This window comes from Acinetobacter defluvii (genome assembly GCF_001704615.3).
Classification (GTDB): Bacteria; Pseudomonadota; Gammaproteobacteria; order Pseudomonadales; family Moraxellaceae; genus Acinetobacter; species Acinetobacter defluvii.
The window spans coordinates 1,909,334-1,934,580 of sequence record NZ_CP029397.2; the positions used below are offsets into that span (position 1 = coordinate 1,909,334).

A 25,247-nucleotide genomic window follows, 5' to 3' on the forward strand; every position below is an offset into this window, starting at 1 on the left:
ATTGCTGTATCCAATTATTCAAAATTTGACACATCCATCGCATTTAAACGATCTAAGTCTGCTTGCGTATCCACACCTGGTGGTAAGCTCACTTGTGCAATATCAATGGCAATACGATGACCATTTTCCAAAACACGTAACTGCTCTAAACTTTCTAGTTGTTCGAGTGAGCCCATTTCCCAAGTCACATAGTCTTGTAACAAACGTACACGGTAAGCATATAAACCTAAATGACGATACGCTTGAGAATGTAAAGTTTTAGGAGTTTGCTTTATACCTTCTCGATCATAAGGAATAGTCGCACGACTAAAATACAAAGCTTGGTTAAACTTACTCATCACCACTTTGACGATGCTGTCACGTTCAAACTCTTCAAGTTGATTGATCGGTTCACACAAGGTCGACATTGAACAATCTGGTTTCGCCACCAACAAGTCTGCCACTTGACGTACCAATGCTGCAGGCAATAAAGGCTCATCACCTTGTACATTGACAATAATATCGTCAGCTGCCCAGCCTTTGATGCGAGCTACTTCACTAAGACGATCCGTTCCTGAAGGGTGATCAGGATCGGTCATCACCACATCCACCCCTTCAGCACGGCATACTTCTGCAATACGTGCATCATCCGTTGCAACACATAAGTCATCAAAATCCAAAACTTTTTTGGCTTGATCAACCACACGTAAGATCATGGGACGACCATGAATCAGCAATAAGGGTTTAGCAGGTAATCGAGAACTCGAATAACGTGCAGGAATAATGATATGTTTCATTGCATCAACCTTGTGAAAGCGTAATACCCAACTCAGCCAATTGCTGATTTAAGACTTGATAACATTCAGATGAAAGCACAGCCTCCACTGGAACCACCCAAATTTCACGTTGAAAATCTGGATGTTGTTTTAATAAGGGTAATAATTTCACTGCATCTTTTTCAGTGGTAATAATCGGATTAGTATCTTCAAACTGTAAATCTTGAATTTCATAGTCATAATGATCTGGAAATTCATGGCATTGAAATTGGTACACTCCCATACTTTCCAAGGTATTATAAAAGCGCTGCGGAAAACCAATTCCAACCACCGCATAATAATCTAAACTTGTATCAAAAATTTCAGCTTGATCATAACTTGGATTCAATAAATACGGTTCAGCTACTTGTAAATGCATACTCAATGCAGATTTCGGCTGATATGCATGTTCAATGACCGTACTTTGATTCAATCTGGCTATCGGTTCTCGTAAATAACCTTCGGGCAAGAGTTTTTCATTTCCTAAACCACGATTGTTATCCAACACAATCCACTCGATTTGACGCTCTAATGCCCAATGCTGCAAACCATCGTCACTGATAATCAAATCTAAATCATGCTGTTGGAGTAACAACTCAATACTAGCTTTACGGTTTGAACCAACAACCATGGGTACATCGGTAGATTGTACGATCAAACACGGCTCATCCCCCACCGTTTCAGGCACAGCGTCTAAAGTTACTTGAGCTGGAAAAGGACCACTCCCCCCATAACCTCGACTGATCACGCCAACACGCACACCATTTCCCTGTAAATATTTCACCAAATGAATCAACAGTGGGGTTTTGCCACTCCCCCCCACGGTAATATTTCCAATGATCATCACAGGTACGGGTGCATGATAACGCTGTTTAAGCCCCGAGAGATAAAGCTGACGATTCAACACAAAGCCCAAACGATATAACCATGACAATGGACGCAAAACAATCAACCATTTTGCTTGTCGATTCCAAGCATCTTGAATGATTTGCGCTATAGACATAGAGATTTATTCCTCAAAGCTACGTTCATGTAATTGATGATATGCACCATGCTTTGCTAATAATGCGGCATGCGTGCCTTGTTCAATAATACGCCCTTTATCCATCACCACAATCAAATCTGCATTTTCAATCGTTGAAAGACGATGCGCAATCACAATAGTGGTTCGGTCTTGCATCGCTTGATCAAATGCTTTTTGAATAAAATGCTCAGACTCATTGTCTAATGCACTGGTCGCTTCATCTAAAATCAAAATTGGTGCATTTTTTAAAATCGCACGCGCAATAGCAATACGTTGACGTTGACCACCCGACAATGTTAAACCTTGTGCACCAATTTCGGTATCATAGCCATGTGGCAATGCCATAATAAAATCATGTGCATAAGCTGCTTTTGCAGCAGCCATCACTTGTTCATCGGTTGCATTTTCCAGCTGACCATAGGCAATATTCTCACGAATGCTTCGATTAAATAAAACCACTTGTTGGTTCACAATTGCAATTTGTGTACGTAAGCATGTGATTTCAATATCTTGAATTGGATAGCCATCTAGTTCAATTTGCCCTGAACTAATTTCATTGTAGCGCATGAGTAGATTTACCAAAGAGGATTTACCTGCGCCTGAACGTCCTACAATTGCAACAGTCTGCCCTTTCTCAATAGAAAGATTAAAGTCTGAAATGGCTTGATAACCATCGGGATAAATCATATTGACCTGTTTAAACTCAACATGACCTTGTAACTGTGGTGTTAATGTCCCCGTATTTTTTTCTTCAGGTAAATCTAACAATTCAAAAACTGAATGTGCGGCTGCCATCCCTCGCTGCAATTTTTCATTTACATCTGTCAACGTTTTAATCGGCTTACTCAGCATCCCTGCAGCAGTAATATAAGATACAAACTCACCTGCAGAAATATCACCAATAATTTCAGGTCTAAGCGCAATCCACATAATAATACTGAGAGAAATTGACATAATGAGCTGTACAATAGGGCTATTTAGCTGTTGCACCACCACCATTTTCAAACCACGTTTAAGGTTTTCTAAAGAGTGATCTCGAAAACGAGTTTGCTCAGCAGTTTGCCCCCCAAAACCTTTCACCACCAAGTGACCATTCACCGACTCTTGTACCACATGGTTAACATCACCCATGGTGTTTTGCACTTGTGTCGATAATTTACGCATACGTTTTGAGGCTTTACGAATAATAAGCCCAATCAATGGCGCAAAAATTAAAATACAGAAAGTCAATTTCCAGTTGATGTAAAACAGATAACCCATTAAAGCGATGGTAATTAAGCCTTGTTGTACAATGGTTTTTAATGACTCTGTTGATGCTGCTGTAAGCTGTTCAACGTTATACATAATTTTAGCAGTGATATGCCCACTGCTATTGTCCAAATAATATTGCGCAGGTAGCCTTAGTAACTTGGCAAAGACTTCCTGACGAATATTAAAGATTAAATTTCGTGAAATCACCGCAGTGAAATAACCACCCATGAACAAGCCTACGCCACGAAAAAACATCAGTAAGACAACAAGTGCAGGAAATAACGCCGTAAAACTGCGGTCTTTTTCTTGAATAGCGGTGATAATCTTTTCAAGCAGTTTTGCTACAGATACTTCTGTAGCAGCATTCAATGCAAAACCTATGACGACTAAAATCGCTATGCCCCAAAACGGCTTTAAATAACTTAATAGTCGTAAATAGACTTTGAAATCCTGTTTCACTAATTAATAACCTCGGGAAGGGACTTTGGTGCTGATGTTAATATTCACAAAACCAAGTTGACCTGCAACATCCATAACACGAATCACATCTTGATGAGTCGCTTTTGCATCAGCAGCAATTACGAACATCAGATCACGACGATCTTGTGAAGATTGTTTAATGGCTGTACTCAAATCTGCTGTTTCTTTGGATGAAAGGGCTTGACCATTCACCGCATAATGTCCACTTGAGTCTACCACCACTTCAATTTTGTGTTGATAGTCTTTTGGTGGCACGCCTTGTGCATCCGGCAAGGATAAGTTAATACGGCTTTGTTGGGTAAATGTGGTGGTAAGTAATAAAAACACCAAAATAAACAACAAACAATCAATCATCGGGGTGAGATTAATATGTAGATCTTCAACAGTTTTTCTTTTAAATTTCATTGAAGTCGCCTATCTTTAACCTGCAACTTTTAAATCATTCTTAACTTGTGCATCATCATTTTCCTGATAAAACAAAGCCGCATGAAATAAAGTTGCTTGTTGTTCAAGTTCTGCTACATATTCTTGTACTAGACGTTGAAAATAACGATAGGCAAATAATGCTGGGATTGCGATAAGCATACCTGCTGCTGTGGTAATTAACGCTTTAGAAATCCCCGGAATCATCATTGTGGGATTAGAATTTGAGCCTAAATCTATGACTAAAAATGACTCAATGATTCCCACTACAGTTCCCAATAAACCTAACAGTGGCGCAGCAGCACTCAATGTTCCTAAAAAGTTAATATTTTTTTCTAAATATGAAATTTCACGAGAAGCTGTCGCTTCCATTTGTGCACGAGCAAATTGCTCACCATTTTTGGATGCGTCTAAGCCCTCATTAAAAATAAAGCCCAATGAACTTTGGCTTGCATTTGCGTCGGTTTTTAAATTATTTATCACTGTAGCAAGTGGCTGATTTTTTTGAATCAATAAACTTTTTGGCAGCACTGATATACGTCTTAAACGAATAAATCGCTCAATTGAAATTGCCACGGTAAAAATTGAACATAGGACAAGCGGTAGCATCAGCCACCCGCCTGCTTTAATAAGTTCCCACATATTTATTCCCCAAATTTAATTTTTTAAAACATGCGCTATAAATTTTATTCTTCAGCTAAACAAATATTTAGAATGCCATCTAACTCATCAAGTGAGTTATAACTAATCACAAGCTTGCCTTTGCCTTGCTTATTATAGTCAATTTTAACATTGGCACGAAAACGCTCAGAAAGTTTTTGTGTTAACTGTTCCACATCTGGCGCAATCTGTTTGGCTTTTTCTTGCTTAGGTGTATTCCAATCACGTACCAATTGCTCAGTTTGACGCACTGATAAACTTTTTTCGATCACAGTGTTTGCAATCTGTAATTGATCTTTGGCTTTTAAAGTTAAAATGGCACGAGCATGCCCCATATCCAACAAACCTTGTTGCATCAGATCCTTAATTTCATCTGCAAGACTTAACAAACGTAACAGGTTACTTACTGTGGTTCGTGCCTTGCCCACTGTTTCAGCGATTTCTTGATGACTTAAGCCAAATTCTTCATGGAAACGTTGTAGTGCCAAAGCTTGATCAATGGGATTAAGGTCTTGACGCTGAATATTTTCAATCAGCGCCAAAGCTATCGCAACCTGATCGGTTAAATCACGCACAATCGCAGGAATTTCAGTCAAACCAGCTATTTGTGCTGCACGCCAACGTCGCTCGCCTGCAATAATTTCATAAGGTGTGTCGTTATCATCCACTGGTCGAATGACAATCGGCTGCATCACGCCATGCTTTTTAATCGATGCTGCAAGCTCTTGTAAATCTTGTTCATCAATAAAACGACGTGGTTGATATTCGCCCCGCTTCAATTGGTTAACTTCAATTTGTTTCAGCTGACCATGATCTAAGGCTTGCGCTTCAAGCTGTAATTTTTCTTTTTGGATTGAACCTAATAATGCATCTAAGCCACGACCTTTTGCCAATCCTCGTTTTTTAATGGTCATGCTTTGCTTCCTTTTTTCACTTTACTCTTTTTCAACATTTCCGCTGCTAAGTTTAGATAGGCAATCGCCCCCTTAGAGCTTTTCTCAAAATAAATAATCGGTAAACCATGTGCAGGTGCTTCAGCCAAACGGACATTACGAGGTACAACAGTATCGTATAACTTTTTGCCAAAATACTGTTCAAGCTCTGCCGACACATCACGGGTTAATGCATTTCGTGCATCATACATGGTACGCAGCACCCCGATAATTTCTAGCTCAGGATTTAATGCTTGTTGGATTTTATCAATAGTTTGGGTTAAGTCTGCCAAACCTTCTAAGGCATAGTATTCACATTGCATTGGAATTAAAACACCTTGTACTGCTGCCAATGCATTAACAGTAATCAAGCTTAAACTTGGCGCACAGTCAACAATAATATAGTCAAACTGATTTTTAATTTCTTTGAGTGCTTCACGCAGAATAAACTCACGTCCCTCTTGTTCTGCTATTGCCAGCTCCACGCCCGCCAAATCACGATTTGAACCCAACACCTTATAGCCGACTTCAGCTTTGGTAATGGCAGTTTCTATAGGTACTTCACCGAGCAAAACATCCGTCACAGAGTACAATAGGTCATTTTTCTGAATACCTGAACCCATTGTGGCATTGCCCTGTGAGTCCATATCGACCAATAACACACGTTTCTTCAACACCGCCAAAGAGGCAGCTAAATTTACTGCGGTTGTGGTTTTACCTACGCCACCCTTTTGGTTCGCAATTGCTATAATTTGAGCCATGGTAACCCCAATTTCCAAGATGATTTAAATTTGTTTTAATAGAAGTAGATGACGCTGCTCATCTAAGCGAGGTACATGTAACTCAATAATTTCACAATTGAATTGATCTTTCAGCTGCGCCACTTCATCTTCAGGAATCAAACCTTTCATTGATGCTATTACACTTTCAGTATGCATAAATGGTTTTGAAGCTGCAACAAAATCGGTCAATGATGCAAAAGCACGGCTGGTAATTACATCAAATTGACCTAATTCTTGGATGCTGTCTTCATTTTCTACCCGTGTTTGCACAGCAACCACATTTTGCAATTTTAAATCCGCAATAAACTGTTTCAGGAAACGGATTTTCTTACCATTTGAATCAAGCAACACACATTGACGCTCTGGCTGACATAAAGCAATGATCATGCCTGGCATACCGCCACCTGTACCAATATCGAGCAAGCGACCTTGTGGCAAATCATTTAAGATACTTAGGCTATCTAAAAGATGTTTCACTAACATTTCTTTGGGATCACGAATGGCGGTCAAATTATATGCTTTGTTCCACAGCACCAGTGCATCTTGATACTTTAATAAAAGCCCAAGTGCTTCATCGCTGAGTTTTAACCCAAGCTTTTCACTGCCTTGCTTTAAGTCTTGAAAATATGGATGCATAAACGCACAACATCTCTAAAAAGTTAGTGAAAGTATACCGATTTCTTGGTCGTGGAACACTAGTGAACGATGAGTTAATACGCAATCAAGCGTATTCAGGCACACTTAAGCGTATTTACCTTGTCGAATTTGTAAATCTAAAGCGCTTAAACGCTCAGGTGTTCCCACATCGACCCATGCAGCAGCCATTTTTTCCGCAGACACCTTCGCATCCAGCATGCCTTGTTTCAGTAAAGGTGCTAATGGTCGTTTACCTTGTTCCAAACCATTAAACATTTTCGGGTCAATCACAGATATGCCACTAAAAGTTAAATTTTCACCTTGCACATCTTGATCAAAGGTATAAGCACGACCATTGGCTAAGGTAAAATCACCATTTGGATGCTGGCTTGGATTTTCTACAAAAACCAAGTGTGCCAAGTCTTCGCCCAGTTTTACATCTAATAATGATGCAAAATCAAAAGTCGTCCACACATCGCCATTTAGCAAAATAAAGGGATCATCCCCCAACAAAGGCAAAGCATTGATAATACCGCCTGCGGTTTCTAAGCCTTCATCTTCACGTGTCCAACGAATCGTCACACCAAACTGAGAGCCATCCCCCAATGTGCCAATCAAAATATCAGCCAACCAAGCCGAATTAATCACAATCTCCGTCACACCGATATTTTTTAATTTTTCGATGTGCCAAACGATTAAGGCTTTTCCACCTACCTCAAGTAAAGGCTTTGGTTTATACAGTGTCAAAGGACGCATGCGATTACCTAAACCTGCCGCTAGAATCATAGCTTTCATTATGCTACAACCTCGTATTTGCCATATTTCTCTTCAAAAGCGGGCAAAACTTTAGCATGGATAAATTGCATAAACGGTTGTAGTTCTGCATACGGTTTAGATTCTTCAACTAAGTACCACATCACACGTGGTAAATCTTTTAAGTAACCAGACTTTCCATCCCGCTCAAACAAACGCACAAAGATACCCAAAATTTTGATATGACGCTGAATCGCCATAAAATCGGCTTCTTTTTTAAATTGTTCAAAATCCCGATCTTGTTTTTGTACTTCTGGCAATAAATCGTAAAATACTTTAAACCATGTATAAACACGTTCAGCATTCCACTGCACATAAGCATCACGAGTGATCGAAATGAGATCATAAGTATCTGCACCAATTACGGCATCTTGGAAATCAATCACCCCTAAGTCCGTTTCATTATCCAACTTCATCAGGTTACGACTATGAAAATCACGATGCACGATGACTTGTGGCTGCGCCAACGCTGCATTAGCTAAAATCGCAAAAGTACGTTTGATTAAAGCGCTTTGATCTGTAGTCGGCTGAATATTGAGGGACGGTAACAACCAATCAGTCAACAATTCCATTTCCGAAATCAGCTTTTCATAAGCATAAGCTGGGAAATGTGTTTCGCCATCAATGGATTGTAGTTGCACCAACTGCTTAAAACTTTGTGCATAATAGGCATCTACAGTTTCGTCATTCAGCAAAGTTGATAACAAAACATCACCAAAATCTTCAAGCAATAAAAAACCTTGCTCCAAGTCTTTTGCCACAATATGTGGCACACGCACACCATGTTGGTCAAAGAATTCATCAATCGACACAAAAGGTACACAATCTTCTTGTTCAGGTGGTGCATCCATCAACATAAATGTTTTATTATTCAAGCTAATTCGTGCATAACGACGGAAACTAGCATCGCCTGCTAAAAAGTTGATTTCAAATTGATCTGAATTGAGTACAGATGTTATCCATGTTTGTATCAATTGTTCACGTTGTGTTTTCATTTGCAATTAAATCTATTACAGGCTGATTTTTTGAAGTGCTAAGTGTAGCTACTTATCAACTTTTTCTCTATGATTCGACAATAATTAATTGCGATCTGCATACTTGGTTAATGAGACAAATGAAGCATCAGTTTAAATTTAATCCTTTAGCGACTGCTATTTTGACACTTCTTTGTGGAAGTTCAGTATCCAGCTATGCCGAACCTACGGACACTGTGCCTGCTGTCGATAATGAAACATTAAAATCAGCCATTCAGGAAAGCTATCCAGGGCAAAACTTTTTTAATCAATATTATGTAGACAAAGAATCTGCACAAGCCCAAGTGCGAGATCCTGATGCTATCAGCAATCGTTATTGTGATGGGGTTTGGGTCACACCTTTTAGCACCGAACAAAAAGCAGCATCACCTGAAGAAACCACCTCAGTGATTACTGCGGATCATGGTTATTACAATCCAAATGGGGATTCTACCCTTTCAGGGGATGTGGTCATTGATCAAGATGGTCGTATGGTACGTGCTGATGAAGTCATTATTGATAAAACCCAAACCTTTGCCAAAGCCAAAGGAAATGTGCAAATGGCACAAGGTGGCTTAATCGCACAAAGTGATCAAATTGATTACAATTTAAAGACCCAAACAGGCGAACTTAACAATAGTTTCTATATTGCTGAAGCAACGCATGCTCACGGTCATGCTAAAAAAATCGAAAGAACTTCGCCTGAAAAAGTCGTACTTGAAGATGCAAGCTATAGCACTTGTCCACCTGAACAATCACCAACATGGCAGCTAAAAGCCAAACAGATTGAGTTAAACCAAGATACTGGTCGTGGTGTGACACGGGGTACAAAACTATATATTAAAGATACCCCAGTTTTAGCCGTACCCTATTTCAACTTCCCAATTGACGACCGTCGTACCACCGGGATTTTAAATCCAACATTTGGTTTTACCAACGATGGTGGTGTTGAAGTTGCAGTACCGGTTTATTTAAACTTGGCACCCAATTACGATGCAACAGTGACCCCACGTGTGATTAGTGATCGTGGCGTACAAGCTGCTGGTTCATTTCGCTATTTAACAGAGGATTTTGGTGCAGGTCGTATTTGGGGAAGCTACTTACCTTCTGACCGTGAATATGAAGACAAAGATCGTAAAGATTTACATTTCTTACATGCTTGGCAAATCAATGATCAATGGTCAACCAATTTAGAATACAACTATGTTTCTGATAAAGATTTTTTCTCAGACTTAGACAGCGACCCGAACTCACGTACAGAACTCAATCAGCGTCGTACTTGGGAGTTAAACTATGGGAATGGCATTCCTGGTTTAAATGCAAAGCTACGTGTCGAAGACTTCCAAACACTTGATAAAACCTTAGCAGATGTAGATAAGCCCTATGCACGTCTACCACAGCTGTTAGTGAATTATGTCAAAGGTAATCCTCAAGGCTTAGAGTTCGAATTTAATAACGATACTGCTTATTTCCAAAAAGATATAAATGACTTTAATAGAGCCACCAATACCGACTCCTCTATATATCAACCCAGTGGTACGCGACTTTATAACGAATTTTCTGCACGTTACAACTTTAGAAATCCGTGGGGTTTTGCCATTCCACAAGCCAGTGTGCGCACTTTAAATACTTTTTATGATCAAAAAACCATTGATCGTATTGATGCTGCTAACCCAAGCCAGAGCAGTGATAATAAGAATAAATCGGTTGTTGTGCCTGAATTTACACTTGACACAGGCTTAACCTTTGAGCGTGAAGGTAAATACTTACAAACCCTCTCACCACGCGCATTTTATGCTTATGCGCCCTATGAGAATCAAAATGGTTATCCTAACTTTGACTCTACCACTGCATCCATCAGCTATGATCAACTCTTTAACCCGCGCCGTTTCTACGGACATGACCGTTTAGAAGACAATAACTTCCTATCGCTGGGCGTAAGCTATAGTTTATTTGATACAGTGGGCTTAGAGCGTCTACGTGCAGGTATTGGTCAAAGTTATTATTTCCAAGATCGTCGTGTAACCCTGAATGAACGTAGTGATGAATTTAATACAGAACGTAAAACAGGACCTGTGGTGAGTTTATCTAGCCAGTTGACAGAAAATTTTACTGTAAGCGCAAACTCAGCATGGATGTCCAATGGAGATAACGCACAGCGTGATTTCCAACTGTATTACACAGGTAACAAAGGAAATTTATATAACATCGGTTATTTCTACCGAGATTATTTACCAGATCGACAAGAACAATATGATCAAATGGTTGCATCATTTATACAACCTGTAAAAGACAATTGGCGTATCATGGGCCATGTGCAATATGATATAGACAATAACGTTGCACGTGAATATCTTGCAGGAATCAATTATGAATCATGCTGCTGGGGTGTTTCACTGTATGGTCGTGAATATTTTAATGATTTAGACGATGTAAATGCACCAGATGCCAAGCCTAAACGTGCTGTGATGGTAGAATTTACATTAAAAGGCTTAGGTGGCTTAAATAATAAATTAAGTTCGCTGTTAGAAAACCGTATCTTAGGCTTCGATAAAGTTAATCAAACTTGGACACATTAATGAAGACGCAAAATTTAAAACAACTTTTTAAGGCTAGCGCATTAGCACTATTCATTTCTTCATCAATGCCGACATTTGCTGCACCTACTGACCAAGTGATCGCAGTCGTGGGTGATCGTGCAATTTTAAAAAGTGATTTACAACAAGGAATGGCTGAAGCTGCACACCAATTGCAAGCGCAAAAGAAAGAAGTTCCACCAGCTCAGATTTTACAACGTCAGATTTTAAACCAATTAATCATACAAAATGCTCAGCTGGAACAAGTCAAACGTTATAATTTAAAAATTGATGAAAAAACTTTAAATGATGCAGTACTTAAAGTTGCTAATCAATCAGGTGTAACCACACTTGAAGCTTTCCAACAAAAATTGGATGCGATGGCACCAGGAACTTATGAAGGCTTACGTAATCGTATTTCAGATGATTTGCTCATTCAACGCTTACGTCAACAACAAGTCATGTCTCGTATCAAGATCTCTGATCAAGATGTGGAAAATTTCCTTAAATCTCCTGAAGGTCAAGCTGCTGTGGGTAGCCAAGTACATGTGATTCATGTGCGTATTTCAGGTGATGCAAGTACAAACCAACTTGAAAATGCAGCAAAACAAATTAAAACTGAGTTAAATAGCCATAATGATGTGAAAGCCTTAGAGCAAAAGTTTAGCAATGATAAAGTGAAGGTTGAAGGTGCCGACATGGGCTTCCGTCCACTTTCTGCCATTCCAGCAGATCTTGCAGCACGTGTCAGTTCACTGAATACAGGACAAACGACCGATTTAATCAAAGCACAAGATGGTATTCATGTACTCAAACTGATTGAACGTAAAGGCAATGAGCAAAAAGCACTAGTTACCCAATACGAAACACGCCATATCCTCATTAAGCCTTCTGAAATTGTAACGCCTGAAAATGCCAAACAAAGTATTGAAAGTATCTATAATCGTTTAAAAGCGGGTGATGATTTTGCAACCCTTGCTGCAACTTATTCAAATGATCCAGGTTCAGCACGTGATGGCGGAAGTTTAGGCTGGGTGAGTCCTGGAATGATGGTACCTGAATTTGATAAAGTCATGCAAAACACGCCTGCTGGTGAAATCAGTCAACCCTTTGAAACTCAGTTTGGTTGGCATATCTTAAAAGTTCAAGATATTCGTAAACAAGACATGACCAATGAATATCAAAAACGTATGGCACGTCAAATTTTAGGTGAACGTCAATTTGACTCTGAACTTGATGGTTGGTTACGTGAATTACGTGCCAATACCTACGTTGAAATTAAAGACAAAAACTTAGACGATAAAAGTTATCAACCGCAATAAAGTCTAGTGATTTAAAAGCCAATCACATAATTGGCTTTTTTATTGCTTTTACTTTTTGAATCATCAATGATTTATAAAAAAAGAGCGCAAAATGTGCGCTCTTTTTAAATCGTTAAAATCAGTATTAACGATTATTTTCATCATCTTGTGTATCTTCAAACTTAGTTTCAGCTTCGAAACCAGAGCTTGATTGACCACCGAAGCCACCTTGACCACCGAAGCCACCTTGACCACCGAAGCCACCTTGGCCACCAAAGCCGCCTTGATTACCACCAAAGCCACCTTGACCACCAAAGCCGCCTTGACCACCAAAGCCGCCTTGATTACCACCAAAGCCGCCTTGATTACCACCAAAACCACCTTGGTTACCACCAAAGCCACCTTGACCGCCAAAGCCACCCGTAGTTTGACCAGCCGCACCTGCTGGAGCACCTGCTGGACGTGGATTACGTGCAGGAACTACAGTAGAAATTGCATGCTTATAAACCATTTGGCTTACTGTGTTTTTTAATAACACTACATATTGGTCAAACGATTCAATATGACCTTGTAGCTTAATACCGTTTACAAGAAAGATAGAAACTGGAATGCGTTCTTTACGGAGAGAATTTAAGAACGGATCTTGTAAAGTTTGACCTTTAGACATTTTATACTCCAAAAAATTTTAAAAATCAGCGCAAAAACTATCTTTATTTTTCAATTAAAATTTATAAAAAAGATAGTAGGTAAATTTTGCTTTATCCATATAAGTTTCGCAAGTCTTCTTGCGCTTGCTTTATAGTCAAATAGGTTTTAAATTGGTGGGATTCTTGCAAAGATCTCAACCAAGTGTATTGACGTTTTGCTAATTGTCGTGTCGCGTATAACGCTTTATCCTCCATTTCTTGCTTACTTTTAAGACTTCTGTCACTGTTTTTTAGATAATCTAAGGCTTGACGATAGCCAACAGAGCGAGCTGAAGGTAAATTATCATTTAGATCATATTTTTCAATCAAATTCTCAACCTCATTCAAAAATCCGATTTTCCACATATTTTTTAAACGATGTTCGATTCTTTGATGTAATTCTACCCGATCAGGTAATAAAGCATAATTATAAAAACTGTAACGGTATGCAACATTTTTAGGTTGTTCTGCTTGTAGTTTTGTAATCGGTTGCCCTGTTAATTTATAAACTTCCAAAGCACGAATAATACGCTGTTTATCACTGACTTTAAATTTTTCACCTGCGAGCGGATCAACTGTTTTTAATTCCTCATACACAGCTTGCCAACCTTCAGACTCACCTTTTGCCTCGATTTCTGCACGCACAGCATAATCAGCACTCGGTAAGTTTGAAGATAAGCCTTCCAGCAATGCTTTGAAATAAAGCATCGTTCCACCCACCAATACAGGCATTTTGCCACGTGCATGTATTTGCTCAACTAAGTTACATGCATCTTCAACAAATTCTGCAGCAGAATACACCTGTAAAGGGGTAATAAGATCAATTAAATGATGAGGATACTGCTGTTGTTCAGCTTTGTTGGGTTTTGCTGTTCCAATATCCATGTCTTGATACACCAAAGCAGAATCTACCGAGATTAGCTCTACATCACCACGCTCATAGAGTTCACATGCCAAAGCAGTTTTACCACTTGCAGTAGGTCCCATTAAATTGATAACAGGCAATTGATTTGACATGAACAACTACTCTCCTCGAGCAAATAATTTATCTAATTGTGTCAATGGAAACGCACGCCAAGTCGGACGACCATGATTACATTGACTGGCAAATTCGGTTTGTTCCATCTGACGAAGTAAAGCATTCATTTCAGATAAACTTAACATTCGATGGGCACGTACCGCACCATGACATGCCATACCTGCCAAAATATGATCACGCTTTTGTTGTAGTGCTTGCGCTTCGTCATTTGGATCTAAATCATTCAATAATTCAGGGACAAGTGCGGCAAAATCAGCTTTATGCAAAATCGCAGGCACACCACGAACAATCACTTGTTCATCGCCATATTGGTCAATGTCTAAACCTAAGCGTTCTAATTGTGGCTTTAATTCTTCAATTCGAGTTGCTTGCATACGGGTAATTGAGATCACTTTTGGAATCAACAATTGTTGTGATGTCCAAAACTCAGGTTTGTCCCACGCCATTTTCATTTGTTGCAACAAAATACGCTCATGTGCGGCATGCATATCGACAATGATCAAGCCTTCAGTATTTTGCGCCAAAATATAAATACCGTGTAACTGTGCGATTGCAACGCCTAAAGGATATTCATCTATCTGCGCTACTTTAGCTGTATTTAATGCTGCAACGGATTGCTCAAATGAAGCTTGGTCAGACAAAGCTCCCTGCGCTTCATCTTGATGAGAAACTTCACGTAAAGGCGCAAGATAACTTTTTAAAGCATTATTGAGTTGCTGCGTACCACGATATTGTTGTTGTGTCTGATAGTGCACAGTTTGTGGTTGATTGGAACTAAAATCAGTCAATGCCTCAGGTTCAGGTGAAGAATCATTACCATGTTGACTTCGACTATTTTCCTGTGACATTTGTGGTGTAGCTGTAATATCTCGATGCAATTGAAATTGTTCTTGATAACGAGGCTGAACTGTTTGACTCTCCTGTTGGGTTTGCTCAACTTTCATGGCACTGGATAGATCAGACGTTGCTGTTTGAAATTGTGCTAAGGTTTCTTTGGCAAAATGGCGCACAAACTCATGGACTTCTCGTTGATTTAGAAAACGAATTTCATGTTTAGTTGGATGTACATTAACATCAATATTTTCAGGATCAACTTCTAAAAATAACAAATATGCTGCGTGCTGATGTCCATGCAAAATACCGTCATATGCCATACGCAGTGCATGTGAAATGGTTTTATCTTTGACAATCCGCCCATTCACATAAACATACTGTAAATCTGCTTGTGCACGGGCATCGGATGGATGCCCCAACCAACCTGACAAATGCATGCTAATACTATCTGCATCGATCCAATACGCATTTTCAGTGAATTGACGACCTAAGAGCTGTTGCACACGCTGAAAACGTAATTCACCGCTGTCCGCAATCGGAAGATTCAAGCGAATATTCTCGTTATGTTCTAACACAAAACGGATATCAAAATGGGTTAAAGCCAAACGTCGAACAATTTCTTCAATATGACCAAACTCAGTATTGGGTTTCTTTAAAAACTTACGCCGTGCAGGCACATTAAAAAATAAATCCTGTACTCGAATATGCGTTCCTTTTTGAGCAGCTACCGCTTGAATTTCTTGGTGATCAAATGCCGTACCATTCACTTCAACTTGATAACCTACACCGGACTCATCTTGACTACTGCTTAGCGTCAGACGTGAAACAGCAGCAATCGAAGCCAACGCTTCACCTCGAAAGCCCAAACTCACAATAGCATGTAAATCATCTGCGGTTTGAATTTTACTGGTTGCATGTCTGGTTACAGAAAGCGCTAAATCTTCAGGATGAATGCCTTGTCCATTATCAATAATTTCTATCAAAGTACTGCCACCATTGGCTATTCTGACAATGAGCTCAGTTGCACCCGCATCAATTGAGTTTTCTAATAATTCTTTGACCACAGAAGATGGGCGCTCAATCACCTCTCCTGCTGCGATCTGATTGGCAAGTGCTGGTTGTAAAGTATGAATTCTTTTTTGGCTTAATTCTACTGTCGACATGCCAAAACCTATGCGTAATTTTCCTGTAATTGGGTATAAAGTGCTACATCATTTAACTCAATGATGACCTCTCGCATCTCTTCAGTATCAGTTTTTAAAATATTTAAAATCATATCCGCTTGTGGGATTTCATCTCCACCTTTAGAGGGCCATTCAAATAAAAATAAAGCATTTTCAATATCTAAATAATCACGAATTCCCATTAACTCAAGTTCGTAAGGATCATTTAGACGATATAAATCAAAATGAAAAACTTCTTTTCCTTGAATTTTATAAGGTTCAACTAAGGTATAGGTTGGACTTTTTACAGCCCCTTGATGTCCCAACTGTTGTAACCAATAACGCGTTAATGTGGTTTTACCTGCACCCAAATCACCAATCAAATAAATTACACCTTGAGCAAAGTTTTGCGCCAAAATACGGGCTAACTTTTGAGTATCTTGTTCATTGCTGAGGCTGAGTTTAAATGAATATTGCATAAATCGAGACAACACGGTAAAAGCAGTGCTTCATGATAACATTACATCGCTTTCAATGTAAAAACTGATGTAAGCACTTATTTTTATATTTCTCAAATATCTCATCGCTGACTATCATACAATCCCAAACAAACCAGCTTCTTTGTTTTACAAAATAAATTACCGATATACCATTTTGATATATCGGTTTGATACTTAGACAATACCTGCAATATCTTTTAAGATTTTAATAAAAATTTCCTTTTCTTTTTCAGGATATTTTGCAAATACCTCATTTTGATGACTGTCTGCAATATCAAACAGATAATGCGAGGTTTTTTTACCTTTTTCAGTGAGTTTAAAGAACCCTTCTGCTTCAACCAGCAATCCATCTTTTTTCAAAATTTCAGCTGCTTGCTCAACTTCACGCATAGGCATAGCAATATCGCGTGGTAAATCCGCTTTATTTGAGGCTGTCCCGCTACCTAACACTAAAAGTAAACGTGCTTCACTGGTACGAAAACCTGTTACCAATTGCTTTGGAATATAATCAGTTTGGTAAAACTTAAATGCCCGACTCATCAGATAGCACACATTACTGTGCAAATGTCCTTGATGCATTTCACCCACATCGACTTCCGCTTCAACGGTATCTTTGAGCTGTAGCAATGGATGCGGAATTACCCCCGAATACGCACCTTGATGATAAACCAATGGGCTACGACCTTCATCATGGAAATTCACTACTTTGCCAACGATAATCCAATGATCACCACCTTCTAAGATTTGATGACGTTCACATTCAAATACCGCAGAACAGTTTTCTAAAATCGGCGCACTCCCTGCACCTTCATGATAACGAGTACCTTCATACTTATCGATATTACGGCGTGAAAATTTATTAGATAGTTCAATTTGTGAACCCGATAAAATATTTACGGCAAAATGTGTTGCTTGCTCAAAAACGTGAAAGCTTGAAGAGTTTTTGTCAATACTCCACAAAATCAATGCAGGATCAAGTGATACGGAATTAAAGCTATTTGCAGTGACCCCAACTTTTTCACCTTCAGCATTTTGTGCAGTCATAATGGTCACACCTGTGGCAAAATTACCTAAAGCACGACGAAACTTCATTGGATCTATTTTTACGCCATCCATAGCGTTTAATGTATTCATTATTCTCTCCTGAATCTTTGTATTACTGCTATATACTTAATATTAAAAAATAAATGTCTTAAATATCGAGTACCAATCGCGCTGATTTAGATCGTGAACAGCACACTAAAATTTGTTCATTACTGGCTTTTTCTTCATCAGTAAAATAGACATCACGATGATCAGGCTCGCCTTCAATCACATCACACATACATGTTCCACAGACACCCTGTTCACATGACATTTCAATTTCAATGCCTTCACGTGCCAATGCTTGTAAAATGGTTTCTTCGGCATCCACCATGATAATTTTACCGCTTTGTTGTGCCACCACTTCAAAAGCATTACCACCTGTTTCCACATCTACTTGGAAATATTCTTTATGAATTTGACTGTCTGGGAAATGTTGCGTTGTCGCTAAATTAATCACCCAATCCATAAACCCATTTGGACCACAGGTATAGATGTGACTCTCTGCATCAATATCTTGTATTGCAGCTTCAAAGAACTCACGATGACTTGCACCTTCTGATTTAAAATGAAACGTTGTAAATGCTGCAAGTTCACCATTTTTAATTTCATCTACAAAAGCACAACGCTCAGGACTCGCACCACAATAATGCAACTCAAAGGATGCCCCATCTTGTGCCAACTGATACGCCATCGTGATCAATGGCGTAATACCTATGCCACCACCAATCAACACTGAATGTTTAGCTTTAACCAATGGAAATAGATTTTTAGGTTCACTGACCTGAATTGTCATACCCTCTTTTAAATCATCAAATGCCGAAAATGAACCGCCACGGGACTCAGGATCACGTAAAATACCCAAACGGAAAACACCTTGATGTTTTGGGTTCTGGCACAATGAATACTGGCGTACCATGCCATTGGGCAAATGTACATCAATATGCGCGCCTGCTTCAATTTTAGGTAATATTGTCGATGTTGCAGATTCAAACTCCATGACTGCAATATTTTCACCTTCGACATGGCGATTTTTAACCACAACATGATAAAGTGTTGTCATGATTCTTCTCCCTCTTATACGTTAAGTTGATCGCTTAACGCATAAATAATCCGCCATTAATGTCCCATGTTGCACCTGTGACAAATGCTGCATTTGGACTTGCCAATAATCCACAGGTTTCTGCAATAAATTCCATACTGCCCAAAGCTTTCACAGGGATGTTTTGAATAAACTGTGCCATTTTTTCATCAGAAACGACACTATGTACAATCGGGGATTCCATCGGACCTGGCGCAACGGCATTCACAGTGACACCTTTGGCAGCAAATTCTTTGGCAAAAATTTTGGTCAAAGTCACAATTGCACCTTTTGTTGCCGCATAATGTGCGCCTGTTGCTGTACCACCATTTTGCCCCGCAAGTGATGCCATATTAATGATGCGCCCATAGCCTCTGTCTGCCATGTATTTGCCGATGATTTGACACGCTTGGAATGTACCGCGTTGATTCACTTGTGTAATCCAGTCAAAATCTGCGGCAGTAATCTCTAAAACAGGCGTAGCTTTAGTGACCGTGGCATTGTTAACCAACACATCAAGTTTTGAGAATTTTTCATCAATCCACTGCACTGCGGTATGAAAGTCAGCTTCAACTGAAATATCCAGTTTAAGTGGAAACATATTGTCTGGATGCGGACTACGTGCCTTCGCATTTTCAGCCTTTTCTAATGTACTCGCAGATAGAATGACTTGATGACCTTGCGCTGCAAAATATTCTGCAATGACATTTCCTAAACCAGAGGCAGCACCTGTCACTAAAACAACCTGTTTCATTGTGTTCTCCTAGAGAATGTAGCTAATCCCTGCCAAAGTATCAGTAGAGTTGACTAAATTAATAATTTTACGATTAATTTTAAAGCCTTGCTCCGCATCACGCACCAAATGAAAGGTCACATCAGCCGTATAGTGCTTTAAGTTTTCCTTACGAAATTCACGTAAGTTCTGTGCACAGCGCAAGATAATTTCACCCTCTTCATCTTTAATCACACGAATGCGTGATACGCTACGTACCGTATTGGCTTTGGGGGATGTTGAAATCGCTTCACCATTTTTCAAACGATCAACACGTAATTGACGCATGTGATGATTGTCATAGGCATAATTCAAATTATTTTCATAATCGGTCAATGTTGGGTCAATCGGAATAATATAAACACCCTGCTCATCCCACAAATTCAACCAAGCTTCATGTTCTGAATGGTCTAACATATCTGCTTCTGCCCATACAAAAGCAGTCACTTCATTGAGTAAGTTTAAATCAATTTTCATAGCATTCTCCTTAAGCCGTCATCAACTTTTTCCACTGCTGATAAGCAGCACGCATCCCTGTTTCTGCACTGACATCACTTTTTAAGCCATCTTCGGTTTTGACTTCACCCGGTAAGCCACGATTGAGCATGATCCATAAATCATCACCTGCACTCGCACCTTTTTGTACACGTTCCCATGCTTCCGCATCATCAGGCGTCCCAAAACCAAACGGACCTTGGAAATGTTCATGTAAACGTAAGCGGTATTGATTGGCAATTTGTGGACCACCATCCATCGTAATCACAGAATGGTGAATTTCAGTTTTTTCTACCGAAATTGGTTGCATCACACGGAAGAACGCCATAGAACACGCAATATTTGGGAAAATATTTAAGTTAAAGCCTGAACCACCAACAGCCCGAACAATACGGCGTACTTCAAGTTCAGCATGACCTTCGTCACGTAAGGCTTGTGCTAAATCTTCAAAACGTTTTTGAATTGGACGTTCCATCAGTTCTTCATCCAAATCAACCAATTCAGGAATCATGACCATGACACTATGACCGTTGCCCAAGTCTTCAACAAAGCCTGGTTGGTTTTCAAAGTTGAATAATTCTTCGGTTTTTTCATCAACTGAACTTAAGAAAGATTTGTGCACCAATGGGAAATGATACGCATCCGTGGTATTTTCCAACTGAATTTTCCAGTTGCCTGGGAATTTAAAGCGGTGCTCACCTAAGACTTTCACTGGATAACCTGCACCTTGTTTCATGAATAAATCAATCCACTTTTTCGCAGCACCCAAGAAGTCTTCTAGTGGTTCGATCTCATGATTAAATGAAGCGAAGATCATGCCGTTATATTCTTCAACACGCAGACTAATCATTGGTAATTCTGATTTATCTAAGCATTCACCATAACTTTCAGGGGATGGCACACCACGTAAACTGCCATCAAGTGCATAGCTCCAACCGTGATATGGACAAACGAAGCTATTGGTTTTACCTTTTTTATGTTCACAAACCGTCGCAGCACGGTGACGACAACGGTTTAATAACACATGAACTTTCTTTTTGCGGTCACGTACCGCAACAACTGGTTGCTTACCAATATTCATGGTTTTATAACTGCCTGCATCTGGGATTTCACTGGCATGTGCCACCCACACCCATGTTTTATAGAAGATTTTTTCCATTTCATCTTCAAAAATTGCTGGGTCTTTATACAGCGAAGTATGTGCACGATCGCTTTGTACTAATTCATTGTAATCACGATCAATGTCTTGCATTGGAATTAAACTATTCATAAAAATGATCCTTTTTAAATTTTTCCTTGGTTTATTTCTGGTTCGGTACAGGCAGTTCGGCAGTACTGTTCCAATGTGATATAGGGCGACTAAAAATATTTTCAGTCTGAAAATGTTGAATTTTCCATGTGCCATCTGTTTGTTGCTGAAACCGCACCGTGAGTTTGGCTGCATTTAAATGGCTACGACCATCTCGAAAAGTCGAACTTTGTAACATCAGCCACGAGGTATCGGCTTGTTGCTGTTTTACATAGATTTGTTCTGAACTGACAAAATGCGCATTCAAAATAAAGTGCGAGTCTTGCTGCATATAGCTTTGAAACATTTTCCCAATCGCAAGACGACCTTCATAGCGCCCAAAAGAGGCTGCATATTTTTCGCCAACCCCTTCCCAAACTGCGTCATCAGCAAACAAATTCATCAACTCATTCAAGTCTGTGTGTGCATTTAAAGCATCACAGATTTCCATATAACGGTTGATACAATTGCGGATCGCCGTTTCAGCTTCAAGCTTGGCAAGGCGTTCTAAGATGGCTGTCAAATCCATTTGTGCATTCATCTTTTCTATTTTCTCTTATAAATAACCCGGTGTTGGTTTGAGCCCAAAACTGATAGCGGCTGCATTTTGCAAGGTGGCATCGCCCATAAAGGCATGCTGTGTCACGACATTGGTGTCATTCACAAAACGGCTAAATACATTGTGGGTATAAATCGCAGTCATCCCTGCCAACATTTGCATTTTGCGAGCAACTTGTGCAGAAACACGAGCAGCATGGGTACAAGACAAACGCATATCACTGACTTGCTCATCTGTCGGCTTATTTCCTGCAAGCACTTCATGCCACACCACATCCATCGTTTCATAGAACCATGTACGTGCTGCTTTAAATTCAGCTTCGGCTTGGGCAAATTCATATTGCGTCACAGGACGATTGGCTATTTCTGAACCACCTGTAATCGAGGCTTTACTTGGTGCAAGTTTCTTAAACTCTTCTAAAGCTGCTGCAGCAACACCAATCCCAACCACAGTAAGTACCTGTGTCGCCAAAGATAAAGATGGATATTTAAAAAATGGCTCAGGCAGTTTTGAGGGTTCACCACGAACAAAAGTCCATTCTTTTGCTACCAGTACACTGTCCACGACCAGATCATGACTCCCGGTACCTTTAAGACCGACCGTATCCCATGTCATTTCTACTTTGGCTTTTTTTGCTGGCATCACTGCCATACGTGGTAAACCTGGTGCTTCATTGTCCTTGCGTGGAGAAATTCCTACCCCAACAATATCTGCCCCCATACATCCGCTTGAAAATTTCCAACGTCCTTTTACCACAACACCTTGATCCGTAATTTCAGCAGGTTGCGGCGGGAAAATACCACCTGCAAAGACAATATCAGGTGACTCTTTATATAAAAGGTTTAATGTTTCTTCAGGCAAACTACCTAAATAAGCAGGGCTCATACCAAAACTTGCAACCCAACCGACAGAACCATCTGCCATAGACAGCTTTTCAATCAGTTCACAAAATTCACGAGGAGAAACCTCCAAACCACCAAAACGTTTAGGTACTAGTGCTCGATACACCCCAAGCTGTTTGAGCTTGTCAATAATGTCTTGGCTTACATATGCCTGTTGGTCGAACTCACCTGTGATGGCACGTTGACGAATTTCCAGACAAAGCTGTTCTACATCAATAGGGGCTGCTGTAAAGCTCGCATTAAATCCTTTTGATAAATCATTCATTCCCTCACTCCTTGTAGGTTATTGTGCTGCCTTCACGACAAATTTTGTAATTGCACATAACTGTGCATCTGCATGCTGTTTCGCTACGATTTGTAACCCCACAGGTAAACCATTTTTTGTTTCCAATGGAATTGAAATTGCAGGATGCCCTGACAAATTGAATGGACGAACCAAAGCAGTTAAATTTAAAAATGCAACGGTATTTTCAGCATCTGCCACTTTGGGTGGAATTTGCGGAAGTGTAGGCAAAATCAAAGCATCATACTGCTCAAGCAAAACATCGATTTCTTGAATAAATTGAGTTTTGATCTGCTCGGCTTGTTGCACCTGTTCCACTGTTGTTTCAGCGGCTTTCAACAAACGCGCTTGTACATCAGCACCAATCAACCCTGTTCGAGTTAAATCAGCATAAGCTTGCCAATTTTCATAATTAATAATTTGCATGCCAGCATGAAAAGCCGCCTGAAAAGATGGCACCTCTACAGTTGTGACTGACACCTTCGCTTTTTCTAAGAAACTTTCTATACATTCAGTAACAACTGTGTCTGCCTCAACATTCAACCATGCTAGTTTTGGCGCGGTCACACACGCAGTCTTCACAAATGTTGGATCAATAATCTGCATCGCCGTTTCAATCATATCCACTGAGTTAGCGAATGGACCCACACAGTCCAATGAACTTTGTGCAGGATGAACACCTTTGCGACTTACTCGACCAAATGTCGGCTTTAAACCATAAACACCGCAACACGCAGCGGGCATACGAATCGAACCGCCTGTATCTGTACCTAAAGCAAAATCTGCAAGATGGGCAGCCACCGCAGCAGCCGAACCACTTGATGACCCCCCTGGAATTAAATCTGAATATTTCGGATTTATCGGTGTACCAAATGCATGATTAATCCCTGTAATCCCGAAAGCCAGTTCATGTAAATTGGTTTTTGCTGTAATGACACAGTCAGCATTGAGAATACGATCAATCACTTCCGCATTTTGTGCTGCTGGTGCACTATTTTCTAATGCACGACTTCCAGAAAGCGTTTTAAATCCTTGAATATCTATAGAATCTTTGACCATCACCGTCAGTTTTCCAGATCCTAATAGCATATCCTTTGCTACAATATTCATTCACTTTTCCATGTATTTTTATATATAGCTATAATAATAGAAAAAGTAATGTAATTGTCAAGCAATTTTTTATTACTAGAATTAAAGTTTTTTTGCTTTAATTTTTTGTATAATCAAACTTCTTATTTTTTATTAAGTTATTGCTTTCGCCATGCTTACCAATTTAGAACAATTTCTTCCAAATAATGAGCCACAAAGCTTACAAAGTTATCCATTTTTTTGGATATCCCAAGTGAATGGAAAATATACTCAACTTATTGAAAAATCTATTAAAAAATTAGGTATAGACAATACTCGCCGTAAAATAATTTTAAGTACGAATGCCTTAGGACAAGCCAGCATTACTGAAATTGCAAACCTTTCTACCCTTAAACTCACCACTGCGACTAAAGCAGTGTATCGTCTGGTAGAAGATGACATTGTTGAAGTTTTTTCTTCAGAACATGATGAACGGATTTCGATGGTAAAACTCACTGAAAAAGGAAGATCTTTGGTTGAACAAATCAATCAAATCAGTCATGTAACGTTGGCAGGTATCCTAAATGCTTTTGAGGAACAAGAGTTACATCACTTAAATGCACAATTAAAAAAGCTATTTGAGCTCATGCCGATCAGTTAAAAAAATTATTTTAAAACGTTATTGAATCAAATACTTAAAACCTATATTTTGACTCATAATCAGACAGTTATAAAAATATAAAAACTCATCTTTTTGGATGAGTTTTTTGTTTTGAAATGAGCAGTATTCCTTTATTGAACTTGAAAAA

General features: G+C 39.4%; 25 protein-coding genes. 3 read left to right on the forward strand and 22 right to left on the reverse strand.

What is annotated here, in order from left to right; genetic code table 11:
* Positions 1-14: 14 nt before the first annotated feature.
* The 10 genes from kdsB to DJ533_RS11560 all read right to left on the reverse strand — a co-directional run bounded on the left by kdsB (position 15) and on the right by DJ533_RS11560 (position 8,790).
* Positions 15-776 carry a 3-deoxy-manno-octulosonate cytidylyltransferase gene (gene kdsB / locus DJ533_RS11515; RefSeq protein ID WP_065992931.1) on the reverse strand — a complete coding sequence of 254 codons (762 nt, stop codon included), beginning with the start codon at positions 774-776 and terminating at the stop codon, positions 15-17.
* 4 nt (positions 777-780) lie between these two features.
* Positions 781-1,797 carry a tetraacyldisaccharide 4'-kinase gene (gene lpxK, locus DJ533_RS11520; protein ID WP_065992930.1) on the reverse strand — a complete coding sequence of 339 codons (1,017 nt, stop codon included), beginning with the start codon at positions 1,795-1,797 and terminating at the stop codon, positions 781-783.
* A gap of 6 nt (positions 1,798-1,803) precedes the next feature.
* Entirely contained in the window at positions 1,804-3,528 is a 1,725-nt protein-coding gene (gene msbA, locus DJ533_RS11525; protein WP_065992928.1) for a lipid A export permease/ATP-binding protein MsbA, read from the reverse strand.
* Between the two features lie 3 nt (positions 3,529-3,531).
* Positions 3,532-3,954, reverse strand: coding sequence for an ExbD/TolR family protein (locus DJ533_RS11530; RefSeq protein ID WP_065992927.1), 423 nt, complete (start codon positions 3,952-3,954; stop codon positions 3,532-3,534).
* 15 nt (positions 3,955-3,969) lie between these two features.
* Complete coding sequence (locus DJ533_RS11535; RefSeq protein WP_065992926.1) at positions 3,970-4,614, reverse strand: MotA/TolQ/ExbB proton channel family protein; 645 nt, start codon at positions 4,612-4,614, stop codon at positions 3,970-3,972.
* A gap of 44 nt (positions 4,615-4,658) precedes the next feature.
* Complete coding sequence (locus DJ533_RS11540) at positions 4,659-5,546, reverse strand: ParB/RepB/Spo0J family partition protein (protein WP_065992925.1); 888 nt, start codon at positions 5,544-5,546, stop codon at positions 4,659-4,661.
* On the reverse strand, positions 5,543-6,325 hold the full coding sequence (locus DJ533_RS11545) for a ParA family protein (protein WP_065992923.1): 783 nt from the start codon (positions 6,323-6,325) through the stop codon (positions 5,543-5,545). The genes DJ533_RS11540 and DJ533_RS11545 overlap by 4 nt, the downstream gene beginning before the upstream one ends.
* A 24-nt stretch (positions 6,326-6,349) precedes the next feature.
* Positions 6,350-6,982: a 16S rRNA (guanine(527)-N(7))-methyltransferase RsmG gene (gene rsmG, locus DJ533_RS11550; protein ID WP_065992921.1), complete on the reverse strand. Its 633-nt coding sequence runs from the start codon at positions 6,980-6,982 to the stop codon at positions 6,350-6,352.
* A gap of 105 nt (positions 6,983-7,087) precedes the next feature.
* The gene (murU, locus tag DJ533_RS11555; RefSeq protein ID WP_065992920.1) at positions 7,088-7,777 is read right to left on the reverse strand and encodes an N-acetylmuramate alpha-1-phosphate uridylyltransferase MurU; all 690 of its coding nucleotides are present in this window, start codon (positions 7,775-7,777) and stop codon (positions 7,088-7,090) included.
* Complete coding sequence (locus tag DJ533_RS11560; RefSeq protein ID WP_065992918.1) at positions 7,777-8,790, reverse strand: aminoglycoside phosphotransferase family protein; 1,014 nt, start codon at positions 8,788-8,790, stop codon at positions 7,777-7,779. Before DJ533_RS11560 ends, murU begins: the two co-directional genes overlap by 1 nt.
* 119 nt (positions 8,791-8,909) lie before the next feature.
* On the opposite strand from DJ533_RS11560, the gene DJ533_RS11565 reads away from it, so the two are divergent.
* Together DJ533_RS11565 and DJ533_RS11570 are read left to right on the forward strand one after the other, a co-directional pair.
* Complete coding sequence (locus DJ533_RS11565) at positions 8,910-11,387, forward strand: LPS-assembly protein LptD (RefSeq protein ID WP_065992917.1); 2,478 nt, start codon at positions 8,910-8,912, stop codon at positions 11,385-11,387.
* Positions 11,387-12,706 carry a peptidylprolyl isomerase gene (locus DJ533_RS11570; RefSeq protein WP_065992915.1) on the forward strand — a complete coding sequence of 440 codons (1,320 nt, stop codon included), beginning with the start codon at positions 11,387-11,389 and terminating at the stop codon, positions 12,704-12,706. Before DJ533_RS11565 ends, DJ533_RS11570 begins: the two co-directional genes overlap by 1 nt.
* Before the next feature lie 124 nt (positions 12,707-12,830).
* Here the strand turns inward: DJ533_RS11570 and hfq are convergent, their stop codons facing one another.
* From hfq to DJ533_RS11630, 12 genes are all read right to left on the reverse strand, one after another.
* Positions 12,831-13,352, reverse strand: coding sequence for an RNA chaperone Hfq (gene hfq, locus DJ533_RS11575; RefSeq protein WP_065992914.1), 522 nt, complete (start codon positions 13,350-13,352; stop codon positions 12,831-12,833).
* A gap of 91 nt (positions 13,353-13,443) precedes the next feature.
* On the reverse strand, positions 13,444-14,388 hold the full coding sequence (gene miaA, locus DJ533_RS11580) for a tRNA (adenosine(37)-N6)-dimethylallyltransferase MiaA (RefSeq protein WP_065992912.1): 945 nt from the start codon (positions 14,386-14,388) through the stop codon (positions 13,444-13,446).
* A gap of 6 nt (positions 14,389-14,394) precedes the next feature.
* Complete coding sequence (gene mutL, locus DJ533_RS11585) at positions 14,395-16,407, reverse strand: DNA mismatch repair endonuclease MutL (protein WP_065992910.1); 2,013 nt, start codon at positions 16,405-16,407, stop codon at positions 14,395-14,397.
* Positions 16,408-16,415: 8 nt separating this feature from the next.
* Entirely contained in the window at positions 16,416-16,886 is a 471-nt protein-coding gene (gene tsaE / locus DJ533_RS11590; protein ID WP_065992908.1) for a tRNA (adenosine(37)-N6)-threonylcarbamoyltransferase complex ATPase subunit type 1 TsaE, read from the reverse strand.
* Positions 16,887-17,081: 195 nt separating this feature from the next.
* Positions 17,082-18,044: a p-hydroxyphenylacetate 3-hydroxylase reductase component gene (locus tag DJ533_RS11595; RefSeq protein WP_407647746.1), complete on the reverse strand. Its 963-nt coding sequence runs from the start codon at positions 18,042-18,044 to the stop codon at positions 17,082-17,084.
* Positions 18,045-18,099: 55 nt separating this feature from the next.
* A complete protein-coding gene (locus DJ533_RS11600) occupies positions 18,100-19,053 on the reverse strand; it encodes a PDR/VanB family oxidoreductase (protein ID WP_065992904.1) in 954 nt (317 codons plus the stop codon).
* Between the two features lie 34 nt (positions 19,054-19,087).
* Positions 19,088-19,825: an SDR family NAD(P)-dependent oxidoreductase gene (locus DJ533_RS11605; protein ID WP_065992901.1), complete on the reverse strand. Its 738-nt coding sequence runs from the start codon at positions 19,823-19,825 to the stop codon at positions 19,088-19,090.
* Positions 19,826-19,834: 9 nt separating this feature from the next.
* Positions 19,835-20,320, reverse strand: a complete 486-nt coding sequence (locus DJ533_RS11610) for an aromatic-ring-hydroxylating dioxygenase subunit beta (protein WP_065992899.1) — start codon at positions 20,318-20,320, stop codon at positions 19,835-19,837.
* Between the two features lie 10 nt (positions 20,321-20,330).
* Complete coding sequence (locus DJ533_RS11615) at positions 20,331-21,608, reverse strand: aromatic ring-hydroxylating oxygenase subunit alpha (protein WP_065992897.1); 1,278 nt, start codon at positions 21,606-21,608, stop codon at positions 20,331-20,333.
* A gap of 31 nt (positions 21,609-21,639) precedes the next feature.
* A complete protein-coding gene (locus tag DJ533_RS11620) occupies positions 21,640-22,167 on the reverse strand; it encodes a nuclear transport factor 2 family protein (protein WP_065992895.1) in 528 nt (175 codons plus the stop codon).
* Positions 22,168-22,182: 15 nt separating this feature from the next.
* Positions 22,183-23,352: an acyl-CoA dehydrogenase family protein gene (locus tag DJ533_RS11625; protein WP_065992893.1), complete on the reverse strand. Its 1,170-nt coding sequence runs from the start codon at positions 23,350-23,352 to the stop codon at positions 22,183-22,185.
* Between the two features lie 18 nt (positions 23,353-23,370).
* On the reverse strand, positions 23,371-24,480 hold the full coding sequence (locus DJ533_RS11630) for an amidase (RefSeq protein WP_065992891.1): 1,110 nt from the start codon (positions 24,478-24,480) through the stop codon (positions 23,371-23,373).
* Between the two features lie 151 nt (positions 24,481-24,631).
* On the opposite strand from DJ533_RS11630, the gene DJ533_RS11635 reads away from it, so the two are divergent.
* Entirely contained in the window at positions 24,632-25,099 is a 468-nt protein-coding gene (locus tag DJ533_RS11635; RefSeq protein ID WP_065992889.1) for a MarR family winged helix-turn-helix transcriptional regulator, read from the forward strand.
* Positions 25,100-25,247: the final 148 nt, after the last annotated feature.